A 26411-nucleotide genomic window follows, 5' to 3' on the forward strand; every position below is an offset into this window, starting at 1 on the left:
ACGCTGGCAGCAGTGCGATCGCGGCTCCGAAACAAGCGGTGTAGGCTGAGAGAGCAGGTCTCGCTCGCGTCCGGACTGCCCGCATGATGTCTTCTCCTCGCGCGATCGCCTTCATCGTCGGTCTTTGCTTTGTGCTCGGGCTGGCAATTTGGCTGATCGGCGCTATTTACCAGCTTTACGTCGAGGTATCGTTCAGCTCCCTACTGCTGGCAAATCTGCTGCTGTTAGTGGTGCTGGTCTTGCTGGGGCTGCTCGTCGCGGCATTCGTTTACTACTTCAATCAAATTTTTAAGCCTTCGCAGCGATCGCGCCGGCCTGTAGTACGCGCGCCGGAGAAGAAAGCCGAAGCAGCGGGGGTCACGTTGAAAGCAGTACGGCAACAGGTCGGGCAAATCCAGGACGAAGTGGCGCGTCAGGCTTTGTGGGAGCGATCGCGCGCGATCGAAGCCAACCTGCAGCGGCAGGATCTGCACGTGGTGGTGTTCGGAACGGGTTCGGCTGGCAAAACCTCGCTGATCAATGCCTTGATCGGGCGCGTCGTCGGGACGGTCGGCGCTCCGATGGGGACGACCCAAGCGGGGGCGACCTATGCTTTACCATTACCTCGCCTCCGTCGCCAGATCTTCATCACCGACACGCCGGGTATCCTGGAAGCCGGTGTCGCCGGTACCGAGCGCGAACGTTTGGCCAAGCAACTTGCGACCGAAGCCGATTTACTCGTGTTCGTCGTCGATAACGACCTGCGCCAGTCAGAATTCGAGCCGCTCCAGGTGCTGGCTGCAATCGGCAAGCGCTCGCTGTTGGTCCTCAATAAAACGGATCTGTACGCCCAGCCAGACCGAGAAGCCGTGTTGGCAAGTTTGCGCGCGCGCGTCCGCGGGTTTATCGCCCCGCAAGACGTGGTGGATGCCGCAGCCGCGCCGCAACCGATGCAGTTAGCCAACGGTCAGTTCGTGCAGCCGGATGCCGATATTGAGGCAACGATCCGCCGCCTCGCCGAGGTGTTGCGATCGGAAGGAGAAGAACTGGTTGCCGATAATATTCTGTTGCAGGCACAGCGACTCGGGCAAGACGTGCGCGAGTCGCTCGATCGTCAGCGCCGCCAGCAGGCCGAACAAATCGTCGAACGCTATCAATGGATTAGCGCCGGGGTCCTTGCCGTAACGCCTCTGCCGGTGGCAGATATGTTGGGAGCAGCTGCGGTGAATGCTCAGATGGTGGTCGAACTCGGACGCATTTATGGATGCGAACTCAATCTCGATCGCGGGCGCGAACTGGCGCTGTCTTTGGGCAAAATGCTGGTCAGCTTGGGCGTGGTTAAAGGTGCGCTGCAATTGCTTGCAACGGCACTGCAATTGTCTGTTGCCGGCTATCTTGTAGGCAAAGCAATTCAAGGCGTTACGGTAGCCTATCTGACGCGCATTGCCGGGAAGAGCTTCATCGAGTACTTCCGTCAAAACCAAGACTGGGGCGATGGTGGGATGGGCGAAGTCGTACAGCGTCAGTTTCGCTTGGAGCGGCGCGACGAGTTTGTCAAAGCCTTCGTGAGCGAGGCGATCGATCGCGTTGTCAAACCTCTGACCGTTGCAAAGCGATCGCCTGAGGACGCTGAGGAACTAATGTCGCCGGCCGAAAATGACGCGCCTAGTCCCGAACTGATTAGTGAGCTTCTAGTCCATGATGACTGGGAGCGATCGCCGCAGTCCGACCGCGACTGGTAAGTAAATCGATCTCCCCCGGTTCGAACTCTTAATAACTTTCCAGGGCACCCAAACAGGCCAGGACATCGACGCCGCGTGCGGTCTTAACCGTTCGCGATCGCTTCGAAGCCGGGACTATTGCCAGCGCGCTGCAGATTGGAAGCGGAATTATGGCGAGTCGGCCCGTTGCGCCACGCAACCGCAAACTCGTGCCAGCCGTTCATCGATAAGATTCCCTTTTCCAACCTATTACAAACGATCGTGGAGACCGGCCGACGGGCTAGGCAAATCTGTGATTAGATATTTACCAATGGACATCAGCCCTTGTATAACCTTAAGTCAATGAACCGGATTTGTTGGCTCTGGAACGCGATCTGGACAGTCGCGCAAATCGAGCGCATGTTACCAGCAAGATCGCTAGGGTTCTCAGGCGATGGGGTCGCAGAGGTGCCGGATACCGGAGGTATTGATGTCCCAGTTCGTGTCATCAACGCACCAGTAGATAACTTTTGGCTCTTAATTTTGATGAGGTAGTTCGAGCGTGAGGCTTACAAACAATATCCACTTTCGCAACCTGCGCGGCGATCTCTTTGGCGGAGCAACCGCCGCGATCGTCGCCCTGCCGATGGCACTTGCCTTCGGTGTTGCTTCCGGAGCCGGGGCCGCTGCCGGCTTATGGGGAGCGGTTCTTGTTGGGTTTTTTGCTGCCCTGTTTGGCGGTACACCCACGTTGATCTCGGAACCGACCGGTCCGATGACGGTGGTGATGACCGCTGTCATCGCGAATCTGACTGCTGCCAACCCCGAAAATGGCTTGGCAATGGCTTTCACCGTCGTCATGATGGCCGGAGTTTTCCAGATGATCTTCGGTGCACTGCGGTTGGGCAAGTACGTCACGATGATGCCCTACACGGTAATATCGGGCTTCATGTCCGGCATCGGCGTAATCTTAATCGTTCTACAAATTGCACCCTTTCTCGGACAGGCCAACCCTCCTGGAGGAGTCATTGGCACCGTGCGAGCAATTCCAGAGTTACTTTCAAACGTTCAACCTGCAGAAACCGTGCTGGCAGCTTTAGCTATTGCCATCATTTGGTTCATGCCCTCGAAACTCAAGCGGATTGTGCCCCCTCAATTAGTCGCGCTTGTCGTCGGCACTGCGCTTTCACTGGTACTGTTCCAGGGTGCTGAGATCCGGCGAATTGGTGAAATTGCGGCTGGCTTCCCCGCTATTCAGATGCCCACTTTCACCTTCGACCAGCTGCAGCTCATGTTTGTCGATGCGGCTGTCTTGGGCATGCTGGGCTGCATTGATGCACTGCTGACGTCAGTGATTGCCGATAGTTTGACCCGCACGGAGCACGACTCCAATAAAGAGTTGATCGGACAAGGGCTTGGTAACCTCATCTCTGGTTTATTCGGCGGTATTGCCGGCGCTGGGGCCACGATGGGCACGGTTGTCAACATCCAGTCTGGAGGACGCACTGCTTTATCGGGATTGACTCGAGCTGGGATCTTGCTAGTTGTTATTTTGGGGGCGGCAAACTTGGCAGCAATGATTCCTCTAGCCGTTCTGGCTGGAATTGCACTCAAGGTTGGAATCGACATCATTGACTGGGGCTTCCTGAAGCGAGCACATCATATCTCGTTTAAAGGAGCTGCAATCATGTACGGGGTGATTCTCTTGACAGTTTTCGTAGACCTGATTGCTGCGGTTGGCGTCGGTGTCTTCGTTGCGAACATCCTCACGATCGACCGGATGAGCGCGCTCCAATCCGAGTCCGTCAAGGCAATCACCGACTCTGACGACGCGATCCTGCTCGATACCGAAGAAAAGAAATGGCTCGAGCGAGCTAACGGACGGATCTTGCTGTTTCAGTTGAGCGGTCCGATGATTTTCGGAGTGGCTAAGGCAATCTCTCGCGAACACAATGCTCTTGCCGGTTGCGATGCGATCGTTTTTGACCTCAGCGACGTTCCTCATCTAGGTGTAACAGCATCTTTAGCCCTGGAGAATGCAATTAAAGAAGCTGTCGAGAAGGATCGCCAAGTCTTCATCACCGTAACCTCAGGGCAAACTAAGCGCCGTCTTGAGAAACTCGATGTCTTCAACTCAGTGCCTTTGGATCGAGTTTTCGATAACCGCGCAGAAGCGCTTGAGACTGCATTTCAAATACTCTTGCCGTCAATGCAAGAGCAACTTCATTCTTCAACGCTGGCAACGAGTTAACCCAAAGTGAGAGCAGACATGTTTCGGCGAACTGTCTCGGTATTGCTTTGCTACTGGTAAGTCTGGAAATGGATTTGAAGTTGACGGATAGTGTTTATGCTATGGCGAGATACTGATGTGGAAGCTTGAGTGCGCTCTGGGGATTTATCGCTGCCTCTATCTCCCGCCAACTCTCTATGGAAGCAATCGCTCTGTTCGTCAGATGCACTCTGTTGTCCGCTCGTGTCTGCGATAGATTCGCCTAACCTCATTTATCCTGGATTGATGAGCGAGGAAACCTTTCGATAATTGTGCAGCAACACCTGAAAAGGAGGAGTACACAATGTTAATACTCGATTACTTCGATCTTTCCTTTTCAGAGATCGATCCGACTTGGGTTGCAGCAAACTGGCTTCTTGCTCGAACCCCATACATGCATCAGAACTTAACTGTTCTCGCTGAAATCTTCTTCGTTGTGAATACAGTCTTACTTGCCATCAAGCTAAAAAGAGGGGTTGCAGTACTTGATGTGCTGACAGCTTTGCAGGGTAGTGAGGTGGAAACAGTCTCTAAGCCGGAAGAAGACGCTTTTGCTCGGTTCTAGAACGGTTCTGGCAAAGCTTTCGAGCAGAATGAGCCGCGGCAGCCAACCTCAAATCCCCTCCCCGAGAAATCACATGGGTCTTTGGCTTTCACAACCCCGAGCTGGCAAAGACCTGAATTAGTTTCGAGTTACGCAAATGCACGTTCTACAAGCCTGTGTCCTAGCAACGGTATTCTGTGGTTTCCTCGGCATTATCTTCAAGGAAAACCTCCTGATGAAGATCGTCTCGATGGATGTCATGAGCACTGGCGCGATCGCGTTTTACGTTCTCGTTGCAGCACGCAATGGAGTCTTCGCACCGATTGCTTCAGACTCGGTCCGAGGGGCTTACGCCGACCCAGTTCCCCAAGCCGTGATTTTGACTGCAATTGTCATTGGCTTGTCAGTTCAGGCACTTATGCTAGTTGGTGCAATGAAGCTGGCACGAGATACTCCCTCCTTGGAGATTAACGAAATCGAGAAAGACGACGCATAATGAACGAAACTGCTCTTCTCAACACCACAACAAGCGTAATTCTTTGGATTGCATTTCCCTTTATCGCGGGTTTCGGCAGCTTTCTGCTGCCCAAATCGGATCGGCTTTTAGCCTTTGGAGTTTGCTCGACTTCATTAGTCTACAGTTTCCTGCAAATATTTAGACCGACCTCATTAACTCTAAAGTTGATGGATAGTTTTGGGGTTACGTTGATTCTTGACTCCCAAAGTGGCTTCTTGGTTTTAACCAACGCGATCGTAACTGCTGCGGTCATTCTTTACTGCCAAGACCGAGGCAAAGATGCCTTCTTTTATGCATCGATAATCTTCTTACACGGCAGCATCAACGCCGTTCTGATTAGCGCGGACTTCATTAGTTCTTACGTAGCCCTTGAAGCAGTTAGTATTGCGGCATTCTTGCTGATCGCACATTCCCGAGCTAAACGCGCGATTTGGATTGGCTTGCGCTATCTTTTTGTTAGCAACACAGCCATGCTTGTCTATCTGCTAGGTGCCGTTCTGGTTTATCAAACTCATCATTCCTTTGCTTATGAAGGTTTGAAGGGAGCACCACAAGCAGCAACTGTTTGTATTATTCTCGGACTTTTGACTAAGGGGGGTGTCTTTGTTTCGGGGCTGTGGTTACCCTTGACCCATTCCGAATCGGAAACGCCGGTCTCGGCGCTACTTTCTGGAATAGTGGTTAAGACAGGTGTATTTCCACTCGTGCGCTGCTCGCTCTTGGTAGATGATATTCAGTTAATACTTGGCGTCTTCAGCATTGCAACTGCTTTACTGGGCGTGTACTACGCGATCCTCGAGCAGGACTCCAAACGGTTATTAGCCTCAAGCACGATCTCCCAGATGGGCTTTGTATTGGCTGCGCCCAGCGCTGCTGGGTATTATGCCTTAACTCACGGCTTGGCAAAATCTTCTCTGTTTCTAACAGCTGGAAACCTTCCCAGTCGTAACTTTAAAGAGCTTCGCCAGACACCGATTCACGTGTCGTTTTGGGTTGTTTTAGTCATTGCAAGCCTTTCAATTTCTGGGTTTCCGTTGTTGGCAGGTTTCGCATCTAAGACGCAGTCTCTCAGTTTGCTGTACCCCTGGCAGAAAATAGCGATGAATGTGGCTGCTGTCGGCACTGCGATCGCGTTCTCGAAGCTGATTTTTCTGCCCGTTACGGTAGATCCTAGTGCGTCAAAAGAACCCATCACCAAACCCAGTTTTTGGGCGAGCATTGGTTTGCTGCTGGCAAGCCTGTTGATGGCGAATTTATTTTATCTCGGAGCGTACACGCCATCAAATGTATTGAAATCGCTCGCGATCGTTGCTATAGGCTGGTTGGCACACTGGGTTTATTTTCGTAAACTTGTTTTCTGCATGTTCGGACCATTCGAGCGGCTCGACCATTTGATCGGGATCGTGAGTGTGATGATGCTTCTATTATTTGGGATGGTGACGGTATGATTGCCTATCTAAGCCTTCTCTTACGACTCGCAATTTGGTTTCTGCTTACAGCTGACTTCAGTCTTGCCAATATTACTATTGGATTTTGCGTCGCCCTGCTTCTCCCTCCGAGGTTTGCACCGCCACCCGTCTTGAAAGAGTGGCTGCGAACGCTGTGGGAAATCATTGTGGCTATCCCTATTGCTTACTGGGAGGCCTTGGAAATGATTTTTCGCCCGCACACACGGGAAGAGATTGCCTTAGAACAAGTTAAACCAAATCGGACGCCAGGATTGATTTTTTTGGATATATTCTCAATCACGTTCACACCCAAAACTATTGTTTTGAAGTACCACCAAGACGGTTGGTATGAGGTTCATCGCGTACGGAGGACTAAGAGACGTTGAACTGGCTGATGACGGTAATGATGTTGGCTCTATCCATTCCGATTCTCAAGGCCGGTCAATCTAGCGACATTTGGGAGAAAACGATCGCTTTTGCCAGCATTGCGACTAAAACCTCGGTCGTAATATTGGTTTTCTCTGTCGTACGAGATGATTGGACGATTGGGTTGGTTGGAGTCTTGATTCTCAGCGTAGGCAATGCTGCCCTAATGCTGTTAGCTCATGTTATTCGGAGACTCGATGAACTATGATCGATATTGTTAGCTACTGTCTGCTTGGAATTGGAGCCGTGTTTTGGATCTGGGGAACTCTTCCTCTGGTGGGAAACCGTTCCATCTTATTCAAGCTCCACAGCCTCTCGGTTTCGGACACCTTGGGTTCCATGAGCATTATTGTCGGGTTGCTTTTGAAAATTCCCCGCGAGTGGCCTTTACTGTTGCTGGCCCTCATCTCGCTAGCAATTTGGAATACGGTTCTTGGCTACGTCCTTGCGTATTGTTCGAGTAGCGAGAAAGGCAATGCTTGAAGACAACTTCGTTATCGCGATCGCCTTGTTCTTGCCCTTGACAGCATGCATGCTGCTCTCGCAGAAAAACCCTTATCATGCCCTCGTTATTCGCGGTATTCTGGGAGCTATTGCCGCACTGTTCTACGCCCTTTTAGGGGCAGCAGATGTTGCTTTAACGGAAGCGCTTGTCGGTACGATGCTATCGATTACCCTGTACGCGATCGCCGTACGGTCGTCTTTATGCATGCGCTTGGGCGTGCTGGAAACTGACGAACTCGGCCTTTCTACCCATCACTCTCCAACTTCCGTAACTGAGACTGCGATCGAATCTGTTGGTTCGTTTGACGAGTTGCTCGGGATCCTGCGTAAAGCGCTGAGCCGCCACCACATGCGCGTCGAATTAGTTCCCTACCCAACAGCTCGTGCTCTGGAATCTGCTCTCCTCTCAAAAGAGATTCATTCGACCTGTATGTCGAACTTGGCAACTGCCCTTCCGGCACCTGCTAAATCCGAAGCGTGCCAACCGCAATACCATGTGAAAACCCGAGTGCCACGACTCTACAACTTGATTCAGCCTGAAGTCCCGCAACACTTGGCTAGTCTCAGTTGTATCTGAGGTGTACCCGTTTCCCTTTCTTCCGCTAGCTCGATATTGGCCTGTCGAATTATACGCATCTGCTTCCGAGGAGAAACCACTTGTGAAATGGATTTACGTTGTAGCCGGAGCTGCACTGTACCTTAAAATGCTTTTTTCCCCTGGGATGGCAGCTGAAACTGCCGATCTCGCAGTTGTTCAGATCGTGGTGGAAGAGAGTGGCGTTCCCAATGCTGTTTCGGGGATTATTTTCCGCAACCGACTCTACGACACGATTTTTGAGGTCGTTGTCTTTACCCTTGCTGTCTTAGGAGCTAAGTTCCTGCTCGTTGACGAGCAGCCGCACGCCACAGTTCGCCAATTTGACGATCCACCGTCAGTAGTCCTGGCTCGTTTGGGAGCGACGATCGCTGCCCTCATCAGCATCGAGTTGGCAATTCGCGGTCATCTGAGCCCCGGTGGAGGATTTGCCGCGGGTGTTGCTGGGGGAACGGCAATCGGCCTGATTGCGATCACCTCATCGCCGGTTTGGATGGAGTCAATATACCAGCGCTGGCGAGCGGCAACTTTAGAGAAAGCAGCAGTCTTGGTCTTTGTGCTAATCTCGGTATTTTCTTTGGTTGGGTACACCCTACCTCATGGGGAACTGGGGGCACTCATCGGCGGCGGGTGGATTCCCGTGCTCAATATTCTGGTGGCTATCAAGGTGGCGTTGGGCTCGTGGGCAATCATCTCGATCTTCATTCGTTACCGAGGGTTGCTTTAAACGCCGTCTTCCGGTTGTTATCAACCGGTATCGCGGGCGGTTCGCAAGCTCCTGAAGCTACTCAGAAGCGATCGCCGAATGCAAAGTGCACGGTCGAGCCGCCGTCGCCATTAAAGCCGAACTCGATCCGCACGCGCCCGAATCCAAAGCGAGCAAACACCCCAATTCCATATCCAAACCCGCTACCTTCTTTCTCACGTGCTGCTGCTGGATTACCAAGTACCTTGTTGTCAGTGCCGAGGTCGCTTCCATAGTCAAAAAAGAGCGTTCCTCCGAGGTTGGTGTCTCTCGAGAATAGCTTCAGATTTGCAATAGGAAAGCGGTACTCAATGGTTGCTTGAATAAAGCTCGAACCGGTTCCCAGTTCGCCGATCTCGTAACCACGCACGGTTCTGGTACCCCCTAGCGTAAACGCATTGTAAGGTGCGACATCACCGAAGATCGTGCCTGCTTGTAAATTTGCCACTAGTACGCGCGGGCCCTGAGAAAACCCAAACAATTTCAGCGGGACAAACTGAGTGACGCTGCCGCTGATTCGAGTCGATTCAACAGCACTATCGCCGACTGGAATGGACTGTTCGAGACCTGCCCGGATTGCCGTCCCCCGTGTGGGAAAGCTCGAGTCATCAACGCTGTCGAAGAACATTGCTGCTTTCAGCGCGAGTAGCTGGTCGAGTCCGTCGTCGCTAAACGCTAGCGGATTGCCCAACTCGTCCTCGGTGGCAATATCACTGGTAAAGAGATCGGGCCGCGTTGACACCACTTCATAGAGGGCACCCACCGCCACGCCCAGTTTCGGGGAGAACGCGTGGAAATACTCGACGCCGCCACCTAATCGATGGACAAACGGGGTATCGCTACCTGCCAAGTCCACATCCCGATCGCCTGCCTGAAACGCCGGAATCTGCGAACGTTGGTTGAATAGGTTGATAGCTATTTCGCCAGAGCTGCTCCCGAGTTCGTTGACATAGCTTAAGTCGAGGCCGACGAGGGCTGGGTCGCCACGCCCTTCTAGAAGTAAGTAGTCATTGCTGGAGAGCTGCTGGCTCAAATGCCCGGTTATAGAGGCAATCGACACGCGTACTGAAGCAGCATCAACCACCTCTATCCGCGACGGACCGTTGAGTACGGTCGGCTCCCGCAAGCGCGACCCCAATCCCAGCGTAAAGCCCCCACGCTGGATCCCCAGACTGAGACGATCGCGGCCCGGTTCGCCGGCTGCATCTGTTTCCGAATGGGCGGCTGATGAATCGGCGGTTTCCGAGTCGTCAGGGGTTACTTCGGGCTCTGCGTCGGTCTGAGCCAGCAGGTCGCTGGCGCGTTGACTACTCCTAACAATTGGCACGTCTCTAGCCGTCACTACTTCCGCACGTGCGGTTTCGGCGGGAGCGATCGCCGCGGGCACCAACAAGCACGTCGAGAGACATACAAGATGAAATCGCATTACAGCACCTCGAGGGACTGACAGCACTGACTCTGAAATCAAGATTGCGCGAAAATCAAGATCGCTTACACGGACGATTCTTTTAAGCAGACTCACACTCTTTATCGCCCACAAATCTTATGGCCCACAACTGCGATCGCGCCTGCAGGTCGAGAATGGCAGCCCTATTTTGCGTGCTTAACCGGCCGGCCCGTAGCGCACGTTGCAGCTCCGCGAAGCAAGAGCCCTCCCTGGAGAGAAGTTAACGCGATCGCGCAGTTTCGCAGTTTAAGATTTGAGCAACACCCCGCTCCCCCGAGCCGCATGACTACTCATTACGCATGACCTACAAACGCCTGATCCTGAGTTTACTCACTGCTTTTGCGGTCCTCAGAGTCTTTCTTTCCTTAGGCAGCAGCCTCGGTCAACCTCAGATTCAATCGCGCTTGGAACTGTACCAAGTCGACCTAGCCTTGCACGTTGCAGCTCTCCGCGCCGACGACGGTAGCGATACGGCCGATCTCGTTACCCTACGGGAGTCGCTCGTCGGAGACGCACCCTACGTAACCGCGCTGGAGAAGTATCAATCCGCGCGTGCGGTTACCGTCAAAACCCTTGACAGCAAGCGATCGCGCCGGCAGGAGCTGATCGAATTGGGCGTGGAATCTGAGGCACTTGCCCCGCTCGATCTGGCGATCGCCGACCTTCAGCGCTTCATCGCCAGCATCGACCTCAACCTCGGGTTGATCCGAGCACAGCAAGGCAAAACTGACGATGCCCTCCTTGCCTGGGCGGCGATCGGCAGCAGCAATGGGAGCAGCGAAGCACAAGCTTTTGCTGGTGCGACCCTCACCCAACTTTGGCAGGAACCACCGCACGTTGAGATTGCAGCCGAAACGGCCCTGACTGACGTTTTGGACGGCTGGTTTCGCTACCGGGCCCTGCAGCGGCTGTATCTGATCCAGGAGCGCGTCGATGACGTTAAAACCCTGCAAGCCCGCGAACGCGCGCTTGCGCGCGCTGCTGCCGCGAGACTTGTTGCCATTAGCGCCCTGCCCGGACTCGGCGGCTTGCTCGGGCTTGGCTTGCTGCTCTTCGTGCTGGGACAGCGCCTGGTTCGCGGCAGAGAGTCGCTTTTGGCAACCAAAGGCGATGTTGTCTGGAAGACGCCTTGGGATTGGGAAATCACCTGGCAGGTCCTCGTCGGCGGGTTCTTCACGTTCGGGTTGCTCGTGCTGCCGCTGGCGATTCAGTTGCTCGGCATCAATATTGTTGGCTGGAGCGCGCGCGCTACCGCTCTGTTCTCGTTCGGAACCTATGCAGTTCTAGCCGCAGGCGGTTTAGGCATCCTTTGGGTATCGATACGGGCATATCTACCGCTGCCAGAAGAGTGGTTTGTCTGGCGCGGCGGCAACTGGTTGGCATGGGGCATCGGCGGCTATTTGGTCGCTATCCCGCTCGTGACGTTCGTGTCGCTGATCAACCAGCAGATCTGGCAAGGGCAGGGGGGCAGCAATCCACTGTTGTTCGCGATCGTCGAAACGCAGGATCGACTGGCACTCGCAATTTACCTACTGACGGCTTCCGCGGCCGCGCCGCTGTTCGAAGAACTGATCTTCCGGGGCTTCCTGCTCCCCTCGCTCACGCGCTACATGTCCGTCTGGTCGGCGATCGCGCTCAGCGCCGCGATCTTCTCGATCGCCCATCTCAGCTTGGCGGAGATGCTGCCGCTGGCTACACTCGGCCTCGTACTGGGAGTGGTCTACACGCGATCGCGCAACCTACTCGCACCGATGGTGCTGCACGGTCTGTGGAACGGCGGCACGCTGCTCGGTCTCTACTTGCTGGGCAGCGGCATTGACTAATCGGATGCGATCGCGCATGGGAAATCTGTAGGGACCGACACCGAACCTTTGATTACCCGAGAAATTGGAGTAACCTAGAAGCGCTTAACGAAACGTAAACCACAGAACATCCATGACTGCAACTCAAGCACCGGTCAAGCACGAGGTCAAAGACTTGTCGTTGGCACAACTCGGCAAGCAGCGCATCGAGTGGGCTGGGCGCGAGATGCCCGTATTACGGCAGATTCGCGAGCGCTTCGCACGCGAGCTGCCCCTGAAGGGCATTCGTCTGGTTGCCTGCTGTCACGTCACCACCGAAACGGCTAATCTGGCGATCGCCTTGAAAGCTGGGGGTGCCGATGCCGTGCTGATCGCAAGCAACCCGCTGTCCACTCAGGACGACGTGGCTGCAAGCTTGGTTGTGAATGAGGGAATCTCGGTCTACGCCATCAAAGGTGAAGACAACGATACCTACAACCGCCACGTCCGTATCGCCCTCGACCACCGTCCGCACATCATCATTGACGACGGCAGCGACGTTACGGCGACGCTCATCCAAGAGCGACAAGACCAGATGAGCGACATCATCGGCACCACGGAAGAAACCACCACCGGCATCACCCGCTTGCGCGCGATGTTCGCCGATGGCGTGCTTTCTTTCCCGGCGATGAATGTCAACGATGCCGACACCAAGCATTTCTTCGACAACCGTTACGGCACCGGTCAGTCCACCTTCGACGGCATCCTGCGGGCGACCAACGTCCTGATTGCCGGTAAGGTTTGCGTGGTCGCCGGCTACGGCTGGTGCTCGAAGGGCGTGGCCATGCGTGCGGCGGGCTTGGGTGCCAATGTGGTTGTCACCGAGGTCGATCCGATTCGCGCCCTGGAAGCTGCTATGGACGGCTTCCGCGTGATGCCGATGTCGGAAGCAGCGCAGATCGGCGATATCTTCGTGACCCTGACGGGTAACAAGCACGTGGTCCGCAAGGAGCACTTCGAGGTCATGAAGGACGGCGCGATCGTCTCCAACGCCGGTCACTTCGACATCGAGCTTGACTTGAAGTCCTTGCGCGAGATGGCAAGGGAAGTGAAGGACGTGCGCCCGTTCGTCGAGCAGTACGTACTGCCGACCGGTAAGTCCGTGGTGGTGCTGGGTGAAGGTCGCTTGGTCAACCTGGCTGCTGCCGAAGGTCACCCGAGCGCGGTCATGGATATGAGCTTCGCCAACCAAGCAATGGCTAGCGAGTATCTGGCGCTCAATAAGGGCAAATTGGAGCCGGGTCTGCACTCGATTCCCCGCGAAGTGGACACGGAGATCGCGCGCCTGAAGCTAAATGCCATGGGCATCGACATCGATACGCTAACCGAAGACCAGTTGCACTACATGAGCTCCTGGAAAGAGGGCACCTAGGGAAAACGATTGCCAACCATCAGTTAGTTGTAGCGAGCGAGCGGTAACGAACGGCTAGCTAGGGTTGGTGACCGAAACAATTACCATTCGAATCCCGAGGCACAGTAGCTTCGGGATTCGAATTCTTGTATTCGTGGCGCGATCGCGGACACGATCTCTGGGAAGGAGAACGATGATGGCTCGATTGTCTGTAGAGTTAGAGCGCTTTTTATTTGAGGAGCCGCGTCAGTCGCGGGTGACCTTTGCCGAGTTGCTAGAGCTGGCGCAAGAGCGAGCGTTTGGCGTTTTGTTTGCATTAATTTCCTTGCCGTCGGCACTCCCGGTGCCAGCACCAGGCTATTCAGTTCCATTTGGCATCGCGCTGTTGCTGTTGGCAATGCAGCTGGCGATCGGGCGGGAGAAGCCGTGGCTGCCGCCGCGGCTCGCCAAGGGCGCGATCGCGCTCGAAACTGCCCGCAAGTTCGCTAAAAGCGGGACGCCCTGGCTGAAGCGCTTTGAAGCGATCGCGCGACCGCGTCTGACATTTCTTTGTACGAACCGAGCCGGTCAAGCATTGATGGGATGCGCGATCGCGTTGATGTCGGTCTCGATGATGATTCCGGTGCCGCTGACGAATACGGTTCCGGCAATGGGTATTTTTATCACGGGCGTCGGTTTGGTCGAAGACGACGGAGCGATCGCGCTGGGGGGTCTGATTATCTGCGCGCTGGGGGCGATGCTGACGACGGCAGTTCTGCTGTTCGGGGCGGAAGCGGTGCGTCAGGGCATCAAGCTACTGCTTGGTGCAGGCTAGGCTATCGAGTCATTCCCGAACCGAGAGCTTGTTTGTGGCAATTAAATTGGGTTCGCATCGATCCACTGAGTAGACCTCTTGAATAATCACTCTTGAGAAGGCTTGAGAAGTCATCGAAACCTCCTTTATGAGGTTTTTTGAATTTCTTTGTGTCGCGACAAATAAGGCTTTCAAGTTTTTTCCAGGGGTATAGCTTCGTCATGTCCGAACTAAGAGGTTATTTGAAAAGTAGAGTTTCGCGAGAATAGGCACATGCCTCACGACGAGGGAACAGAACTTTCAAGTCCTTTCTACGGGTAGCTCAAGGTAGTCTGATACTCAGCTGGACCCTTTTCAAACAGCCTCTAAGACTTGCGCACGTTATTCAAACCTTTTTCAACGAGACGAATCACCTCATCTTCAAACATTAACAGCAAAGGGATCAGCACCAACATTCGCCGATCTGGTCCTGGAACAAGGACCACGACGACCATTACCGAAGCAGTAATGACGGTTGCAATCCGACGAGATCGCTTCAATTTCCGGAGACCCCATCGATCCTTTGGCAAAACAATCTGGTGCTCTCTATATGCTATTAAAGTGAGATGAAGTAGTAGATCGGTTAACAAACAAACGACAATAAAGATGATATCGATGCCGGTACTGTAATTCAGAGACAGTAGAGAGGTCTCCTGATAGCCGCTTTTGAAGAGCAAACGGGCTGAAAACGGGAGCAAGCATACAACCATTAACGCCAAACCATTGAGCCAAAGTGTTAGTCGGCTGTGGACCTCGACCAGAGCACTGATACGACGTTGGTTATACCAGAAACCGAACAATACAAGAAACGTCAGTCCATAGTCAATAATAGTTGCAACGATCTGTTTGGCGTCCTGGTAAATCTGCTTTTCCGTGTCGGGCAAAGGCAATTCCAAAACCAAAATAGTCATGGCAATTGCGTAAACAGCATCGATTAGGGCACCCAGTCGCTCTCGGTTCATGGTTTTTCTAGACGATCGATTCTTTCTGAAAAGGACGCCAATATCAGCAACTCCAAATGTCAGTGCTTTTATAGGACTTCCTTAAGAACTCTAATATGAATGCTTGCTAGCAGGTTTTACTCGAGTTTTCTGGTGAACATGCTAACCCAGTCTCCTGGAATTAGTACTACATCAATGTTGTTGCAACCAAGACCCTCTTACTGCTTGGCAGAGAGCCTTGGTTAATAAGTTATTCGCAACGTTATTCGCAACTAGTCATGAATTAGGCAAGGGTAAATTCCTCGGCCAGACCGCTATTGGTAACAGCATCTAACACGGCGGGCTGGAGATTAGTTAGGGTAATGGCAAAGTCCGAACCGTAGCGCTGTTTGGTTACAGTTAGATAGGTCAAGCCCACTACGGCGATCGCCTGTAAATTGCTTAAATCGAGCACGAGTCCCTTAACGCCGTGGAGTTTTTCGATCTGCTCGCGGAGGGACTGTAAGCCGGGTTTGTCCAAATTGCCCGCTAAGGCGAGGGTCGCGATGCCGTCCTCGAAGGCCAACACATCGGCATCAAAATCGCTGCCGGCAGGGGTAATACGACAGCGGACCTCACGCATTTCCCGGTCGATAGGCAGGGTAACAGTCAGCCCGTCGCGATCGAAATTGTCGTAAAGTTGCCCGTCGATCCAGACTTCTGTCAGCTGGACGCTGCCTGCTGGAAGGATATCCGGAGCCACGCGCAACAGGTTGTCCTCAAACGCTCCGGGTTGGGGACTGAAATACAGATCTAGGGGCTCCTGGTTGTTGAGCAGATTGGTGTAGGTTGCTGCTAGGAAACAAAGCTCGAAGGAGTGGTAACCAGCCATGGAGTGACTCCCCTTGTCACGCTCCGTACCTAGGGCGTAGGGTTGACCGTTGGCGAGGACGTTGAAGTAAATGCCCCCCTCTTCATAGTCCAGAAACCAGGCGTTGTAGAAGGCTGCTCCCTCCCGGGCATAGCGCAAATATTCGGGTTTGTCACCGTAGACCCCAGCCAGGATGTAGTAAGCCAGAATCCCTTGCTCCTGCTGCCACCAGGCTTTGCGATCGTGCCAGACCAGTCGGTAGAACTCTTCGCCGTTCTTGAGGGTCCGCTCCATCATGTCGTACCAACCGCCCCTCAGGCGATCGCAACCGACACCGGGGATGATGTCGGCGATTTTATGGGCGAAGTCTCGGTAGGAGTCTTTTGCCTTGAGACTTTGCATCCGGGTCAGATTCCAGGCGACTTTGAGGTTGTGACCGACGACGCAGCGGGCCTTGTGGATGCCCCAGTTCAGGTCGTGGCTCCAGTCCCCATGGAATTTTTCGTTCATGAAGGGGCTGTAGTCGTAGTCGGGGAAGTACTGACAGATCAGATCGAAGCAGTATTCTAAAAAGTCGGCATATTCCGGTTTGCCCGTAGCGAGCCAGAGGTTAATCAAGTAAGCCGGGGCGTGGTCGCCGATGGAATTCCAGTTTTTGCGCTCCTTGTTGATGCCCAGGGACTCGGCGTGGGGCGAGAGGGTCACCGGATCGATGTGCGAATAGTACCCGCCCTGGGGACCGCGATCCTTAAAGTAGCGGTGCAAAAACGCGATCGTTGCTTCAATGTCCCGTAGAATATCGCGATCGCCAGTGAGACGGTAGGTTTGGGTCAGACCCGCTAGGGCGTAGATTTGCTCGTAACAGGGGATGGCGTTGCCGCCTTCATTGCCCCCGGCAGTGGAAGCCAGATACTTGCGCACGGAGCCATCGGGTTGGAGGGCAATTTCGCTATACCAGAAACAGGTTCTCTCGCTGGTGTTGCGAAAACTAAAGTGCTCCTGCATATAATGACAGCCCTTGACGGCGGCTTCCAAGCCCCGCTCGTCCCCGGTCATCATGTAAGCGGTAGCGAATCCGTAGATCAGCCGGGAGATAGTATCCAAGTTTTGGAGATTGTCTAACTTGGTGCCCTCGGCGCTGAGATCGGTGCGAAAGTTGCGAAAATCGATGGCGTTGCCTTTGCTCAGACCGAATTGACTCTCTAAATAAAAGTTCAAGAGTTGCTGAATTTGCCGGACCCACCAGTTTTGGCTCTCAAAGCGCAGAGTGGTTGCATCCCGTCCGAACAGGACTAGATGTTTAGCCTCAAACTTGACGCCACTCGCCTCAGGGTAAAAAATACCGTAGGCATGGATAAAGCGACCTTCAACTAAAATATCTTGCATGCTGGGTGCCATCAAAAACGGCTCCCCCAGGTTACGCACCATTTCGGCGTAGCAGGCTTCGGTAACCTTGACCTCGTATTTGCGCTCATCGGAGGTCTGCAGCGTCATCATCCCTTGGCAGTCAAACTCCTCGGGGAAATCGACTTTGGTGATGTAACCGGCAATGAGATCGGAAAAGGTGAAGTTAAGGGGGTTCATTGTGAATCTAACTCCTATAAATAGCAATTCAAGCGGACGGATTTACACCGGTTTTGCATCGAGGATGACTACGCTCCGGGCAGTCAATAAGTAGCGACTGTCTGTGATGGGTATTTCTTTGCCGAGGGGGGTGATGTCCTGAGGAGACGGCAGGGCCGTATCCACGGAGCGGTGCCATTGGCGACCGGGAATAGAGGGCAGAGCAAAGCTCAAGCTATCCCAATACATATTCAGCATCACGTGCACGTCGGGATCGTCACCAAAGCCCCCCAGAGTAAAGGCCAGTGACCGAGACTGAGGGTCGTCCCAGCCTGGCTGGCCGAGCTCTGTACCGTGCCAGGTGATGTCGGCTACGCCCCGGTTGTTGACGGCACCGGTGAAATAGCGCGATCGCACCAGCTCTTTAAAATGCCGGCGGCGACCCATAGCGATTTGCCAAAACCTCAACAGGTCTTGATTTTCCTCGACTTGTTTCCAGTCAAACCAGCTCAACTCGTTATCTTGGCAGTAAGCGTTATTGTTGCCATTTTGGGTTCGCCCCACCTCATCACCCATCACCAACATGGGAGTGCCTTGAGAAACCAAGAGAATGGTGGCAAAGTTTTTAAGCTGGCGCCGACGCAGATCCTCAATCCACCGATCGTCTGTGGGGCCCTCAGCACCACAGTTCCAGCTTAGGTTTTCGTTGATACCATCATTGTTGCCTTCGCCGTTGGCTTCGTTGTGCTTGTTGTTGTAGGCAACCAAGTCGTAGAGGGTAAAGCCGTCGTGGGCCACGATGAAGTTGACGCTGTTGACAGGGCTATGACCCCGCCATTGATACAAGTCGGCACTCCCTGCCAGTCGGCTGGCTACTTCCCCCACTAGACCTGGATCGCCTTTCACGAAGCGGCGGATAGCATCGCGATATTTGCCATTCCACTCCGCCCACCGGTAACCGGGAAAGTAGCCGATTTGGTACAAACCTGCCGCATCCCAAGCTTCAGCGATCACCTTGGTGTGGGCGAGATCCTCATCCAACTCGATCGCCCAGATCGCCGGAGGATGTTCTAGAGGCGTGCCATCCTCGCCCCGGGAGAGAACCGAGCCCTCGTCAAAGCGGAAGCCATCCACGTGCATTTCCTTGACCCAGTAGCGCAGGCAGTCAAGTATCAGCTTTTCCCCAATGGGATGATTGCAGTTAAACGTATTTCCGCAGCCGGTGTAATCGTAATAGTATTGGCGATTGCCGGGAACGAGGTAATAATAGGTGCGGTTGTCGATGCCGCGGAAAGAAAAAGTCGGACCTTGATGATTGCCCTCGTCGGTGTGATTAAAAACTACATCAAGAATGACTTCAATTCCCGCTCGGTGGAGGGCTTTGACAAGATCCCGAAACTCCCGCACGTGGTCCCCCGTTTCTGGGTTGACACAGTAAGTGGGGTGGGGAGCAAAGTAGCTCATGGTGCTGTAACCCCAGTAATTGTGGAGTTCCTGACCGTTGACCGTGCGGAGGACATCGGTGCTGTCAAACTCAAAGATCGGTAACAGTTCGACGGCAGTGATTCCCAATGCTTGGAGATAGGGGATTTTTTCGCGCAGTCCCGCAAAGGTGCCGGGATGTTTGACACCAGAACTGGGAGACCGGGTAAATCCGCCCACGTGTAGCTCGTAGATAATCGACTCGTTAATGGGACGACCCAAAGGCCGGTCCCCTTCCCAGTCGTAGTTGTCGGTATCGATCGCCACGCATCGCATGGAGGCGGCCATGTTATCGCCGGGAACACAAGCTTTACCGCGATTCCAGAGAGTCTTGTTGTTTCCTTTGGCGTAGGGGTCGAGCAAGACTTTCTCCGAGTCGAAGCGATCGCCTTGGCTCGCGTCCGTCGGTCCATTCACGCGATAGGCATAGTGGGTACCGGCTGGCAGTCCTTCGACAAAGACATGCCAAAAGTGAAACGTCCGGTGGGCGTTCGGATCGAAGGAGACGATTTGAAAGGGCTCGACCGCATCGTGGTGTTCGAAGAGGAGCAATTCAACTTGGGTCGCCCGCTCGGAAAACAGTGAAAAGTTGATGCCGTCAGGTTTGACTGTTGCCCCTAACGGGTAGGAACTACCGCCTGAGATAGTGTATTTGGGCTTAGCTGTGGTTGAATTCATAGGAAATACTTGGTGAGGATTGACTTACTCTTGGGCAAGCAGCTCGATGATTTTGTGGGCGAACAAACCGGCTTGGGCACCGGTTCGCCCCGTCACTAGATCGCCATCAACAACTATGTCCTGGTCCTGGTATAAGGCACCGTAAGCCAAAGCGTCACCGTGAAGATTATTATGACAAGTCAAAGGGCGTCCACGAATCAGTTCTGGTGCCGGTGCTGTCAACCACAGTGCATGACAGATCAAACCTTTGAGGATTTTTTTGTTTGTAAAAGCTCGCTGGAGAAATTCGGTGGCAGGGGGAAGTTTAGTGACATCCGCTGTATAGCGGAGGCGGTCGGATACAAACGCAGAAGGGACAATAATCGCAGCAAAACTAGCTAGTTCCTTATCGCTCATGTCCTCAAAGGATTCATGACATTCAAAGGGAGCTTGAAATTCATGGCCTTTGAAGGTGATTGATGACTGCCCCCACAGTCTAGTGAGAAAATGTAGGTCTGCGCCTTCCTCAGGAAATCGATAACTGTAGTACCAAATTTCGCGCTCGTAGAAATCACTTTCGAGCAGAATACCGATTTTCTTGCCATTAAGTTTCATGATTGGGACTCGATATTAATTAAGTTTCTCGAATGGGATCGAGGGGGGCTAAGCATCAATTGCTGAACGCAACAAATCCGCTATTTCGAGATAGCCGTATTCGATAGCTAGATCGAGGGGCGTCTTGCCGTTGTGGGCAACTAGATTGGGACGTGCCCCGGCCGCCAACAAACTCTTAACCGTGGCAGTATGTCCGTGCCAGACTGCATCATGAAGGGCGCTATAGCCGTTGTAAGGACCTTGGGCATCGAGTTCCAGACCGGCAGAGATTAATCTCTCTAATACTGCGCTGTGGCCCCGATAAGCGGCTTTGTGCCCCGGCGTTGCTTTCATGATGCGATCGACAAGGTGGGGATCTGCCCCTGCGGCGAGTAATGCCTCGACAAGTTGAGTTTCCCCTGCAAGACTGGCTGCGAGCAATGGGGTCGTTCCGTCGTCAGGGGTTCCGGTCGACGGTAGGCGTTGATTAACGTCATCGCCTTCTGCTAGTGCTTCGTGCAACGTCGTGAGATCCCGGGCCTGCACCGCAGCCATGAGACGGTTTCCCGCTATCCGTTGGCGATCGCGAGCTTCCCGGTCCTCAACCAGTGCCCGCATTCGGGCGATCACCTGTTCTTGAGCCGGAGAGTCCGAGGACGCGGGAGCCCCAGAGCTCGTCCCGATAAAGTCCGCAAGACTGCCTCCGTAACTGGTGGTTAGAGCGGTATTGGCACCGCGATCGAGGAGCAATGCCACCATGGCCGGTTGCTTATTCCAAGCTGCATCCATCAAAGGCGTATGCCCCAGAACTGCCGAGCGCAGATCGATAAAAGCCCCGGCTTCAAGTAGAAGGCGCGCCCCATCAGGAATGCCCCGTTGGGCTGCTTTGTGGAGGGCCGAAGCCCCCATGCGACTGTCTAGAACGTGAACGTCGGCACCAGCCGTTAGCAATATCTCCAGCAGTTGTAGATATCCGCGTCCGGCAGCGACCATTAAAGGTGTTAATCCCAAAGGATTTTTCTGGTTTACGGCTACCCCACCCTGGAGGAACTCACTAACAGCTGCCAAATCATTGGCAACAATGGCTTGTTCAAAGGCGGTTGTCACAGGTATTGAATCGGTAATTGCCATTATTTTTACCTGCCTTCTTCACTAAGTGTTCGCACCGCTAATTCCAGCAGACCCTTCCATGGGAGTGATGAGATGGACAATGTGACTCTCAATGGCAGGCTTGAAGGTCTGAGGCGATCGCTTCACGACCCACAGATGAGTCGAATAGTATCCAAGCCAGGTGCTGAATGCGGCGGGCGACTCCCAGGTTTTAGCTTCCCAATGGACCACCAGTTGGAGATCCGCTTGGCTCCCGTCAGGTGATAGTTTGATTTCAATGGCTTGAACCTCATGGGTCTGGTCGAAGTAGCAGGCTAAAACCGTGTTGCGATACCAATCAGCAAAAGCATCATGACCGCGGAGTTCTGCCTCGGGATACTTAACCAATGAATTAGGCAATAGTCGTGAAAGAACGGTTTCGAGGGGTTGATGGTCATTGAGTCCTCGGAACCACTCTGTTACAAATGTCCGGACCTCGGTTTGGGTTAACGGAGCCAACTCAGTCATCACCATGAATCTATCCTTTTGTGCAAAACCACTTGAGAAACTATTGACCGCAGCGCACGCCTACCAATTCCGGATGAACGTCGCCTTCTAGAACCAAATCAATAAGGAAGGGCCCCGGATGCGCCACGGCTTTTGCGATCGCCGGGGCGATATCTTTCGGCACTTCAACTCGACAGGCTTCCACCCCCAGAGATCGAGCAAGTTGAGCAAAATTGATAGTCGGTTTGGAGAGATCGAAACTTAACGGAAAGTCGTGTCGAGGAATATCTCGCTCTTGCCAATAGGCACTGACGTTTAGCTGCAGTAGTCGATAAGAACTGTTGTTGCAGATGACAAACTTTGCATCCACATTGTGGCGAGCGGCGCTCCAGAGGGCTTGGATGGTGTACATAGCTCCGCCGTCGCCTGTAAATCCCCAGACTGGGCGATTGGGATTAGCCAGTTTGACGCCGATCGCGCCGGGAATGCCAACGCCCAGAGAACCGCCACGAGTTAAGAAATAAGAGCCTGGTTCGGTAAAGCTGAGATAACGGCTGATGGGCGGAGAATTGGTTAGGGCTTCATCAAAAACGATAGTCTCGGGCAGTAGCTGCGTTGCCAGTTCTTCCATGAAGGAGGAAAAATGTAATGGGACTTTCCCTTTCAACGCTCGATCCTGCTCCAATTGCGCTTGTTTTTTCTCCTGCTTTGCTTTACCGATTTGTGCGAGACGTTGCGCCGCTTGCTGGCGTTGCTCTGGAGTCATTCTCTGGCCGAGCAAGTCGGCAAGTTTAGCGAGTGTTAATTTTGGATCGCTAACCAAACCCAGATCGACGGGGTGATTCTTGGCGATTTCATAGGCATTCAGATCGATATGAACTGTCTTGGCTCCCGGAGCAAAAATATCTCCTAGTTCCGGAAATACCTCTGGCAATATATAGGTGCCGCAAACAAGGTTGACATCGCCTTTGCTAGCGATCGGTTTGCTGTGGTAGCCGAACATATGACCGGTCGAGCCCTGGTAGAGAGGATGCTCTAATGAAATATTGACCTCTCCGGCATCCGCACTCCAAACCTCAGCGCCCAGAAGTTCCGCTACTGCTGTCAACTCTGCTTGGGCACCGGAGTAGGCAATGCCATCTCCGATGTAGACCATAGGCTTGTTGCCGTTGAGAAGCAGTTCTGCGGCTTTTTCCAGTAGTCCCTCATCCGGAATTGTGCGCGTAGACGGCAAGCTGGTCGGCCGGACTGTTTCTACTGATGGCGCGTCGGTAATATCTTCCGGAAGGCAAACGTACACCGGTCCCATAGGTGGCGTAGCTGCAATTTTGATAGCTTGACGCAACACCCTAAGCAGCGATCGCGGGTCCTTCACCATTGCCGCCCACTTTGTCACGGGTTTGGCAAACGCCACTAGATCTCCCGCCATTTGAGCGTCTAAGCCTTGAAAACGAAGTCCGGCATCGCCCCCAATTACCACCAACGGTGAATGACCTCGCATTGCCTGGTAAAGCGCGCCAATCGTGTTACCTAGTCCCGGCGTACTGTGAATTTGTACGAGAGTTGGCCTCTGGGTTGCTCTGGCGTAGCCGTCTGCTGTCATCAGAGCAATAGTTTCCTGAAGTGTGAGGATATATTTGAGGTTTGGATAACTGCCAAGTGCATCCAGAAATCCTTGCTCGACGGTGCCGGGATTGCCAAACATGTAGTGCATGCCATCGGCAAGAAATTGCTCGAGAATCGCAAAGCGACCGGTTTTCTGAGACATAGTTTTCGAGGAAAACTCCGATAACAGTTGGTGTAAGCAAAAGCGAAAATTCTAGAAAGTGAGCGTTCTAGGATCCGACCCGTCAAACAAGCCTGAAGGAACTGGGTTTCGTGCAAGCTCGAGTCTTAAAGTTTGTACCCTAAGCAATGCGGAAATCGAAATCTCTCATATTGTTTAGTTTCCAGCCAAACTCACAAATCAGTTCTTCCGTAGAGTCTTTTGGGCGAACTGGTAGTTAGCAGGCAGTGGGACCAATTTGCCCTACCAGCCGTAGCGCTGCAACCCTTTCTCAAGCACCTGGATTATTAACTCGCCCACTAGCTTGGAGTCCTGAGTGGAGCGGCCGGTCAGGAAGGGGTAGTCAAGAATGGTTGAAAGGGTGTGCCCTACGCCCCCATGGTATTGACCCTCGGGACCGACAGCATCCCTAAGAATAAATTCCAAGGGATAAAAAGGAGGACCGAAGTTCACGGCTGCTTCAACAGGGTTGCCATCATAGTCGTACATGCGAGCAAATCCAGTTCCATCTTTGTAATCGTATTCACGAGCGTGCCCGGTAACATGCTTGCCCCAGATGATACTTTTACGGTCTGTCCAATCCCTCGCAAAAGCGAGACAGGTCACGCAGTAACATTCAGCGGCAATTAATTTGTTCTGGCTCAAGAATCCGAGAATGACCGCGTGGAGCCGCTCGTTGTTGACCATGTCTACCATCGGACCGGAGCCGCCAGGAAGCAAAAGTGCGTCGTATTTCTCAATTTCCTCCCAGCACTTAGCTCGTTTGTTGTGGTAATCCTCTAGAGCATGACCGTAGTTGGCGCTATTAAAGTAGGGCATTTGCGGAAACCAGTCCGCTAGATCGATCGGCCTAGCTAGTAGGTCTGAATCATTGACTTCCCGAGTCCGTTTTGCATAGTGGCCATCTGTCACCACTTTGTCAAGAGGTGTGTCGAGAAACCCTTCCTGCATGCTGGGCGGTAATGCGGGGGGTTTGCGTCCATTGGCGGTCATGAAATCGACTTGGTAACCAGCTTCGAGCAATACATCATAGGGACCTACCAATTCCTCGCCCCAGTAACCCCACTCGGACACCATGCACAAAATCTTTTTCACCGTCCTAACTCCTACTCACGAATCGATCGCCTGACTAAATTCTACCTATCAGATACTCATAAAAGTACTCTTCAGACATTAAATTTTCCCGATGTTATGCAACTCGAACATAAGCTTTCAAGAATTCAGTTCAAAGTCCTAAGAGTGCTCGGTGATTAGAGATTTAACAAGCTAAATAAGATCGATTTTCTGGTCGATCGAAACTCTTTGCCGCACCTCTTAACAGAGACCACTGTAGGAACCTCGGAAACAAGAATTGAAACACAAAACTCTTTCAACTTCTGACCTAAACCTAACAAGAAAAACGCAATCGCTTTTCTCAAGTTTTCTTGGAATTTAGATAATCGCGAAAGTTCGTCACGAACTTTTGGGCTCGAAACAAAGATGACATTTTCCCGATGTCTCACCAGATTGAGTTTTTTAGATCTCGGCGCACCCAAAGCCATGGCATTGCTCGGAATATCGTTTACTCAAAGGTATACAATGGCGGTCTGAAAACTTGCACCTATTCAGTTCTATCCGAACAAATGATGCCCACTCCACAAATAACCTATCGACACGCTTTTGAAGAAGGGCGCATAGAAAAATTGCCGAACCGTCGTGCACCTGGAGCTAAAAAAAACATTTTCCCGTGCCAACCTTCGGTCTTATGCGAACTCATCGCGGTGCCCTGAGCTTCAAACCATCTTATGCCCGAGAGACGAACTTCGGAAAGCCTGGTAAGCCTAGCGCCTTAGGCAGAGCAAATGGACTCAGTAATCGGGATTCAGAACACAGACCGGAGATTTGCAGTTGCCAGAAGTATAACCAATCCATCCTCGACCAGCCAGGCTTCGAAACAAAGCTTTAAAAGGGTTGGTGACTGACTAGAATCAGCAAAAATCGCACAACCTAAGAAAGCCCGACTGGAACAATTTTCACTCGAAATGACGTGAGAATAGCGATCTAGATTACATTCTCAAATTGCAAGGCATCCCTACACTTTAAAGAACTTGATTCTTCAAGCTGCCGGTCAAACAACTGGAAAACCTGGCTTTGTCTGGCTATCGAACGAAGCTCAAGTCTTTGTCAAACAAGAACCTTTCAAAATCATTGCTAATGACAATTTTCTTGGTTATTCTCCATAAGCAGCAAGATTTATGCGATGCTAGCATGCACATATTTTTAGTGTCAATGCTTCCGCTCTGCGAATCGGGGGAAAGAGCACAAACTTCGACTCCACAACAGGTTCGGTGCTTCAGCAATCTAAACGTCTCGACGTAGACTATCATTCTCGATCGGTCGCGCGCTCCTCGTTTTCGCGAGAAATCAAACCCGACAAGAAAGACGTGAATCTCTTCCGAGCTAGGTGTCGCTGCTGCACTGTCACGTCAATGGCAGAATGTAACCATTACTACATTCTCGATCCAGGGATGTTTCGCGACTCGCGTATCAACTGATTTCTTCAGGGAATTTATCTGATTGAGCAATTGTTGGTGACTTGAGAAGCTGCCGAACCTCAAAATCCGTATAAGGTGAGGATTTTAAGTATTTTTCTCCCAAATCAACTGAATTGCTAAAGCTGTATGGTAAAGGTTTTGGGCTTTGCAGCGGCTCGATAGGATGCTACCGAAGCCGAGCAACGACGCGATCGGACCACTAAACTAGGG

The 26411-nt window shown here is 52.8% G+C and carries 22 protein-coding genes; 13 read left to right on the plus strand and 9 right to left on the minus strand.

The features are described 5' to 3' along the window. Positions 1–86 precede the first annotated feature (86 nt). The 10 genes from KR51_RS01985 (at position 87) to KR51_RS02030 (ending at position 8709) form a co-directional block, all read left to right on the plus strand. The gene (locus KR51_RS01985; RefSeq protein ID WP_040654787.1) at positions 87–1721 is read left to right on the plus strand and encodes a YcjF family protein; all 1635 of its coding nucleotides are present in this window, start codon (positions 87–89) and stop codon (positions 1719–1721) included. A 520-nt stretch (positions 1722–2241) separates the two neighbouring features. After that, complete coding sequence (gene bicA, locus KR51_RS01990) at positions 2242–3930, plus strand: bicarbonate transporter BicA (protein WP_022604290.1); 1689 nt, start codon at positions 2242–2244, stop codon at positions 3928–3930. 322 nt (positions 3931–4252) lie between these two features. Continuing rightward, on the plus strand, positions 4253–4513 hold the full coding sequence (locus tag KR51_RS01995; protein ID WP_022604292.1) for a hypothetical protein: 261 nt from the start codon (positions 4253–4255) through the stop codon (positions 4511–4513). A gap of 136 nt (positions 4514–4649) precedes the next feature. Then, the gene (locus KR51_RS02000; protein ID WP_022604294.1) at positions 4650–4988 is read left to right on the plus strand and encodes a cation:proton antiporter subunit C; all 339 of its coding nucleotides are present in this window, start codon (positions 4650–4652) and stop codon (positions 4986–4988) included. Next, positions 4988–6457 (plus strand): cation:proton antiporter, encoded by a 1470-nt coding sequence (locus KR51_RS02005; RefSeq protein WP_022604296.1) that lies wholly within the window; start codon positions 4988–4990, stop codon positions 6455–6457. The genes KR51_RS02000 and KR51_RS02005 overlap by 1 nt, the downstream gene beginning before the upstream one ends. Next, positions 6454–6843: a Na+/H+ antiporter subunit E gene (locus tag KR51_RS02010; protein WP_022604298.1), complete on the plus strand. Its 390-nt coding sequence runs from the start codon at positions 6454–6456 to the stop codon at positions 6841–6843. The genes KR51_RS02005 and KR51_RS02010 overlap by 4 nt, the downstream gene beginning before the upstream one ends. 8 nt (positions 6844–6851) lie before the next feature. After that, a complete protein-coding gene (locus KR51_RS02015) occupies positions 6852–7091 on the plus strand; it encodes a hypothetical protein (RefSeq protein ID WP_022604300.1) in 240 nt (79 codons plus the stop codon). Continuing rightward, positions 7088–7366, plus strand: a complete 279-nt coding sequence (locus KR51_RS02020) for a monovalent cation/H(+) antiporter subunit G (RefSeq protein WP_022604301.1) — start codon at positions 7088–7090, stop codon at positions 7364–7366. The genes KR51_RS02015 and KR51_RS02020 overlap by 4 nt, the downstream gene beginning before the upstream one ends. Continuing rightward, complete coding sequence (locus KR51_RS02025) at positions 7359–7964, plus strand: DUF4040 domain-containing protein (protein ID WP_022604303.1); 606 nt, start codon at positions 7359–7361, stop codon at positions 7962–7964. Before KR51_RS02020 ends, KR51_RS02025 begins: the two co-directional genes overlap by 8 nt. 82 nt (positions 7965–8046) lie before the next feature. Continuing rightward, the gene (locus KR51_RS02030; protein ID WP_022604305.1) at positions 8047–8709 is read left to right on the plus strand and encodes a Na(+)/H(+) antiporter subunit B; all 663 of its coding nucleotides are present in this window, start codon (positions 8047–8049) and stop codon (positions 8707–8709) included. Positions 8710–8770: 61 nt separating this feature from the next. On the opposite strand, the gene KR51_RS17160 is transcribed toward KR51_RS02030, so the two are convergent. Beyond that, positions 8771–10153: a BamA/TamA family outer membrane protein gene (locus KR51_RS17160; protein ID WP_022604307.1), complete on the minus strand. Its 1383-nt coding sequence runs from the start codon at positions 10151–10153 to the stop codon at positions 8771–8773. Between the two features lie 320 nt (positions 10154–10473). Here KR51_RS17160 and KR51_RS02040 point away from each other — a divergent pair, with 320 nt between their 5' ends. The 3 genes from KR51_RS02040 (at position 10474) to KR51_RS02050 (ending at position 14180) form a co-directional block, all read left to right on the plus strand. Further along, positions 10474–11997, plus strand: coding sequence for a CPBP family intramembrane glutamic endopeptidase (locus tag KR51_RS02040; RefSeq protein ID WP_022604308.1), 1524 nt, complete (start codon positions 10474–10476; stop codon positions 11995–11997). A 112-nt stretch (positions 11998–12109) separates the two neighbouring features. Continuing rightward, a complete protein-coding gene (gene ahcY / locus KR51_RS02045) occupies positions 12110–13387 on the plus strand; it encodes an adenosylhomocysteinase (RefSeq protein WP_022604310.1) in 1278 nt (425 codons plus the stop codon). Positions 13388–13562: 175 nt separating this feature from the next. Then, entirely contained in the window at positions 13563–14180 is a 618-nt protein-coding gene (locus KR51_RS02050) for an exopolysaccharide biosynthesis protein (RefSeq protein WP_022604311.1), read from the plus strand. 344 nt (positions 14181–14524) lie between these two features. Here the strand turns inward: KR51_RS02050 and KR51_RS17165 are convergent, their stop codons facing one another. The 8 genes from KR51_RS17165 to KR51_RS02090 form a co-directional block, all read right to left on the minus strand. Beyond that, entirely contained in the window at positions 14525–15160 is a 636-nt protein-coding gene (locus KR51_RS17165) for a TMEM175 family protein (RefSeq protein ID WP_022604315.1), read from the minus strand. A gap of 262 nt (positions 15161–15422) precedes the next feature. Then, positions 15423–17573 carry an STAS domain-containing protein gene (locus tag KR51_RS02060; RefSeq protein ID WP_022604317.1) on the minus strand — a complete coding sequence of 717 codons (2151 nt, stop codon included), beginning with the start codon at positions 17571–17573 and terminating at the stop codon, positions 15423–15425. Between the two features lie 42 nt (positions 17574–17615). Beyond that, complete coding sequence (gene glgX, locus KR51_RS02065; protein WP_022604318.1) at positions 17616–19712, minus strand: glycogen debranching protein GlgX; 2097 nt, start codon at positions 19710–19712, stop codon at positions 17616–17618. A gap of 24 nt (positions 19713–19736) precedes the next feature. Next, positions 19737–20306: a DJ-1/PfpI family protein gene (locus KR51_RS02070; RefSeq protein ID WP_022604320.1), complete on the minus strand. Its 570-nt coding sequence runs from the start codon at positions 20304–20306 to the stop codon at positions 19737–19739. Positions 20307–20354: 48 nt separating this feature from the next. Continuing rightward, complete coding sequence (locus KR51_RS02075; RefSeq protein ID WP_040654814.1) at positions 20355–21392, minus strand: ankyrin repeat domain-containing protein; 1038 nt, start codon at positions 21390–21392, stop codon at positions 20355–20357. A 45-nt stretch (positions 21393–21437) separates the two neighbouring features. Then, positions 21438–21908 (minus strand): nuclear transport factor 2 family protein, encoded by a 471-nt coding sequence (locus tag KR51_RS02080; protein ID WP_022604324.1) that lies wholly within the window; start codon positions 21906–21908, stop codon positions 21438–21440. Positions 21909–21942: 34 nt separating this feature from the next. Continuing rightward, positions 21943–23649 carry a thiamine pyrophosphate-binding protein gene (locus KR51_RS02085; protein WP_022604326.1) on the minus strand — a complete coding sequence of 569 codons (1707 nt, stop codon included), beginning with the start codon at positions 23647–23649 and terminating at the stop codon, positions 21943–21945. A 261-nt stretch (positions 23650–23910) separates the two neighbouring features. Next, positions 23911–24762, minus strand: a complete 852-nt coding sequence (locus KR51_RS02090; RefSeq protein ID WP_022604327.1) for a type 1 glutamine amidotransferase domain-containing protein — start codon at positions 24760–24762, stop codon at positions 23911–23913. Between the last annotated feature and the right edge of the window lie 1649 nt (positions 24763–26411).

The sequence above is a fragment of the Rubidibacter lacunae KORDI 51-2 genome (genome assembly GCF_000473895.1).
In the GTDB taxonomy this organism is placed as follows: Bacteria; Cyanobacteriota; Cyanobacteriia; order Cyanobacteriales; family Rubidibacteraceae; genus Rubidibacter; species Rubidibacter lacunae.

Coding starts and splice junctions, on each gene's coding strand:
- KR51_RS01985 (WP_040654787.1), top strand. CDS start 87: ATGTCTTCTCCTCGCGCGATCGCCTTCATCGTCGGTCTTTGCTTTGTG.
- KR51_RS01995 (WP_022604292.1), top strand. CDS start 4,253: ATGTTAATACTCGATTACTTCGATCTTTCCTTTTCAGAGATCGATCCG.
- KR51_RS02000 (WP_022604294.1), top strand. CDS start 4,650: ATGCACGTTCTACAAGCCTGTGTCCTAGCAACGGTATTCTGTGGTTTC.
- KR51_RS02005 (WP_022604296.1), top strand. CDS start 4,988: ATGAACGAAACTGCTCTTCTCAACACCACAACAAGCGTAATTCTTTGG.
- KR51_RS02010 (WP_022604298.1), top strand. CDS start 6,454: ATGATTGCCTATCTAAGCCTTCTCTTACGACTCGCAATTTGGTTTCTG.
- KR51_RS02015 (WP_022604300.1), top strand. CDS start 6,852: ATGACGGTAATGATGTTGGCTCTATCCATTCCGATTCTCAAGGCCGGT.
- KR51_RS02020 (WP_022604301.1), top strand. CDS start 7,088: ATGATCGATATTGTTAGCTACTGTCTGCTTGGAATTGGAGCCGTGTTT.
- KR51_RS02025 (WP_022604303.1), top strand. CDS start 7,359: ATGCTTGAAGACAACTTCGTTATCGCGATCGCCTTGTTCTTGCCCTTG.
- KR51_RS17160 (WP_022604307.1), bottom strand. CDS start 10,153: ATGCGATTTCATCTTGTATGTCTCTCGACGTGCTTGTTGGTGCCCGCG.
- KR51_RS02040 (WP_022604308.1), top strand. CDS start 10,474: ATGACCTACAAACGCCTGATCCTGAGTTTACTCACTGCTTTTGCGGTC.
- ahcY (WP_022604310.1), top strand. CDS start 12,110: ATGACTGCAACTCAAGCACCGGTCAAGCACGAGGTCAAAGACTTGTCG.
- KR51_RS02050 (WP_022604311.1), top strand. CDS start 13,563: ATGGCTCGATTGTCTGTAGAGTTAGAGCGCTTTTTATTTGAGGAGCCG.
- KR51_RS17165 (WP_022604315.1), bottom strand. CDS start 15,160: ATGAACCGAGAGCGACTGGGTGCCCTAATCGATGCTGTTTACGCAATT.
- KR51_RS02060 (WP_022604317.1), bottom strand. CDS start 17,573: ATGAACCCCCTTAACTTCACCTTTTCCGATCTCATTGCCGGTTACATC.
- glgX (WP_022604318.1), bottom strand. CDS start 19,712: ATGAATTCAACCACAGCTAAGCCCAAATACACTATCTCAGGCGGTAGT.
- KR51_RS02070 (WP_022604320.1), bottom strand. CDS start 20,306: ATGAAACTTAATGGCAAGAAAATCGGTATTCTGCTCGAAAGTGATTTC.
- KR51_RS02080 (WP_022604324.1), bottom strand. CDS start 21,908: ATGGTGATGACTGAGTTGGCTCCGTTAACCCAAACCGAGGTCCGGACA.
- KR51_RS02085 (WP_022604326.1), bottom strand. CDS start 23,649: ATGTCTCAGAAAACCGGTCGCTTTGCGATTCTCGAGCAATTTCTTGCC.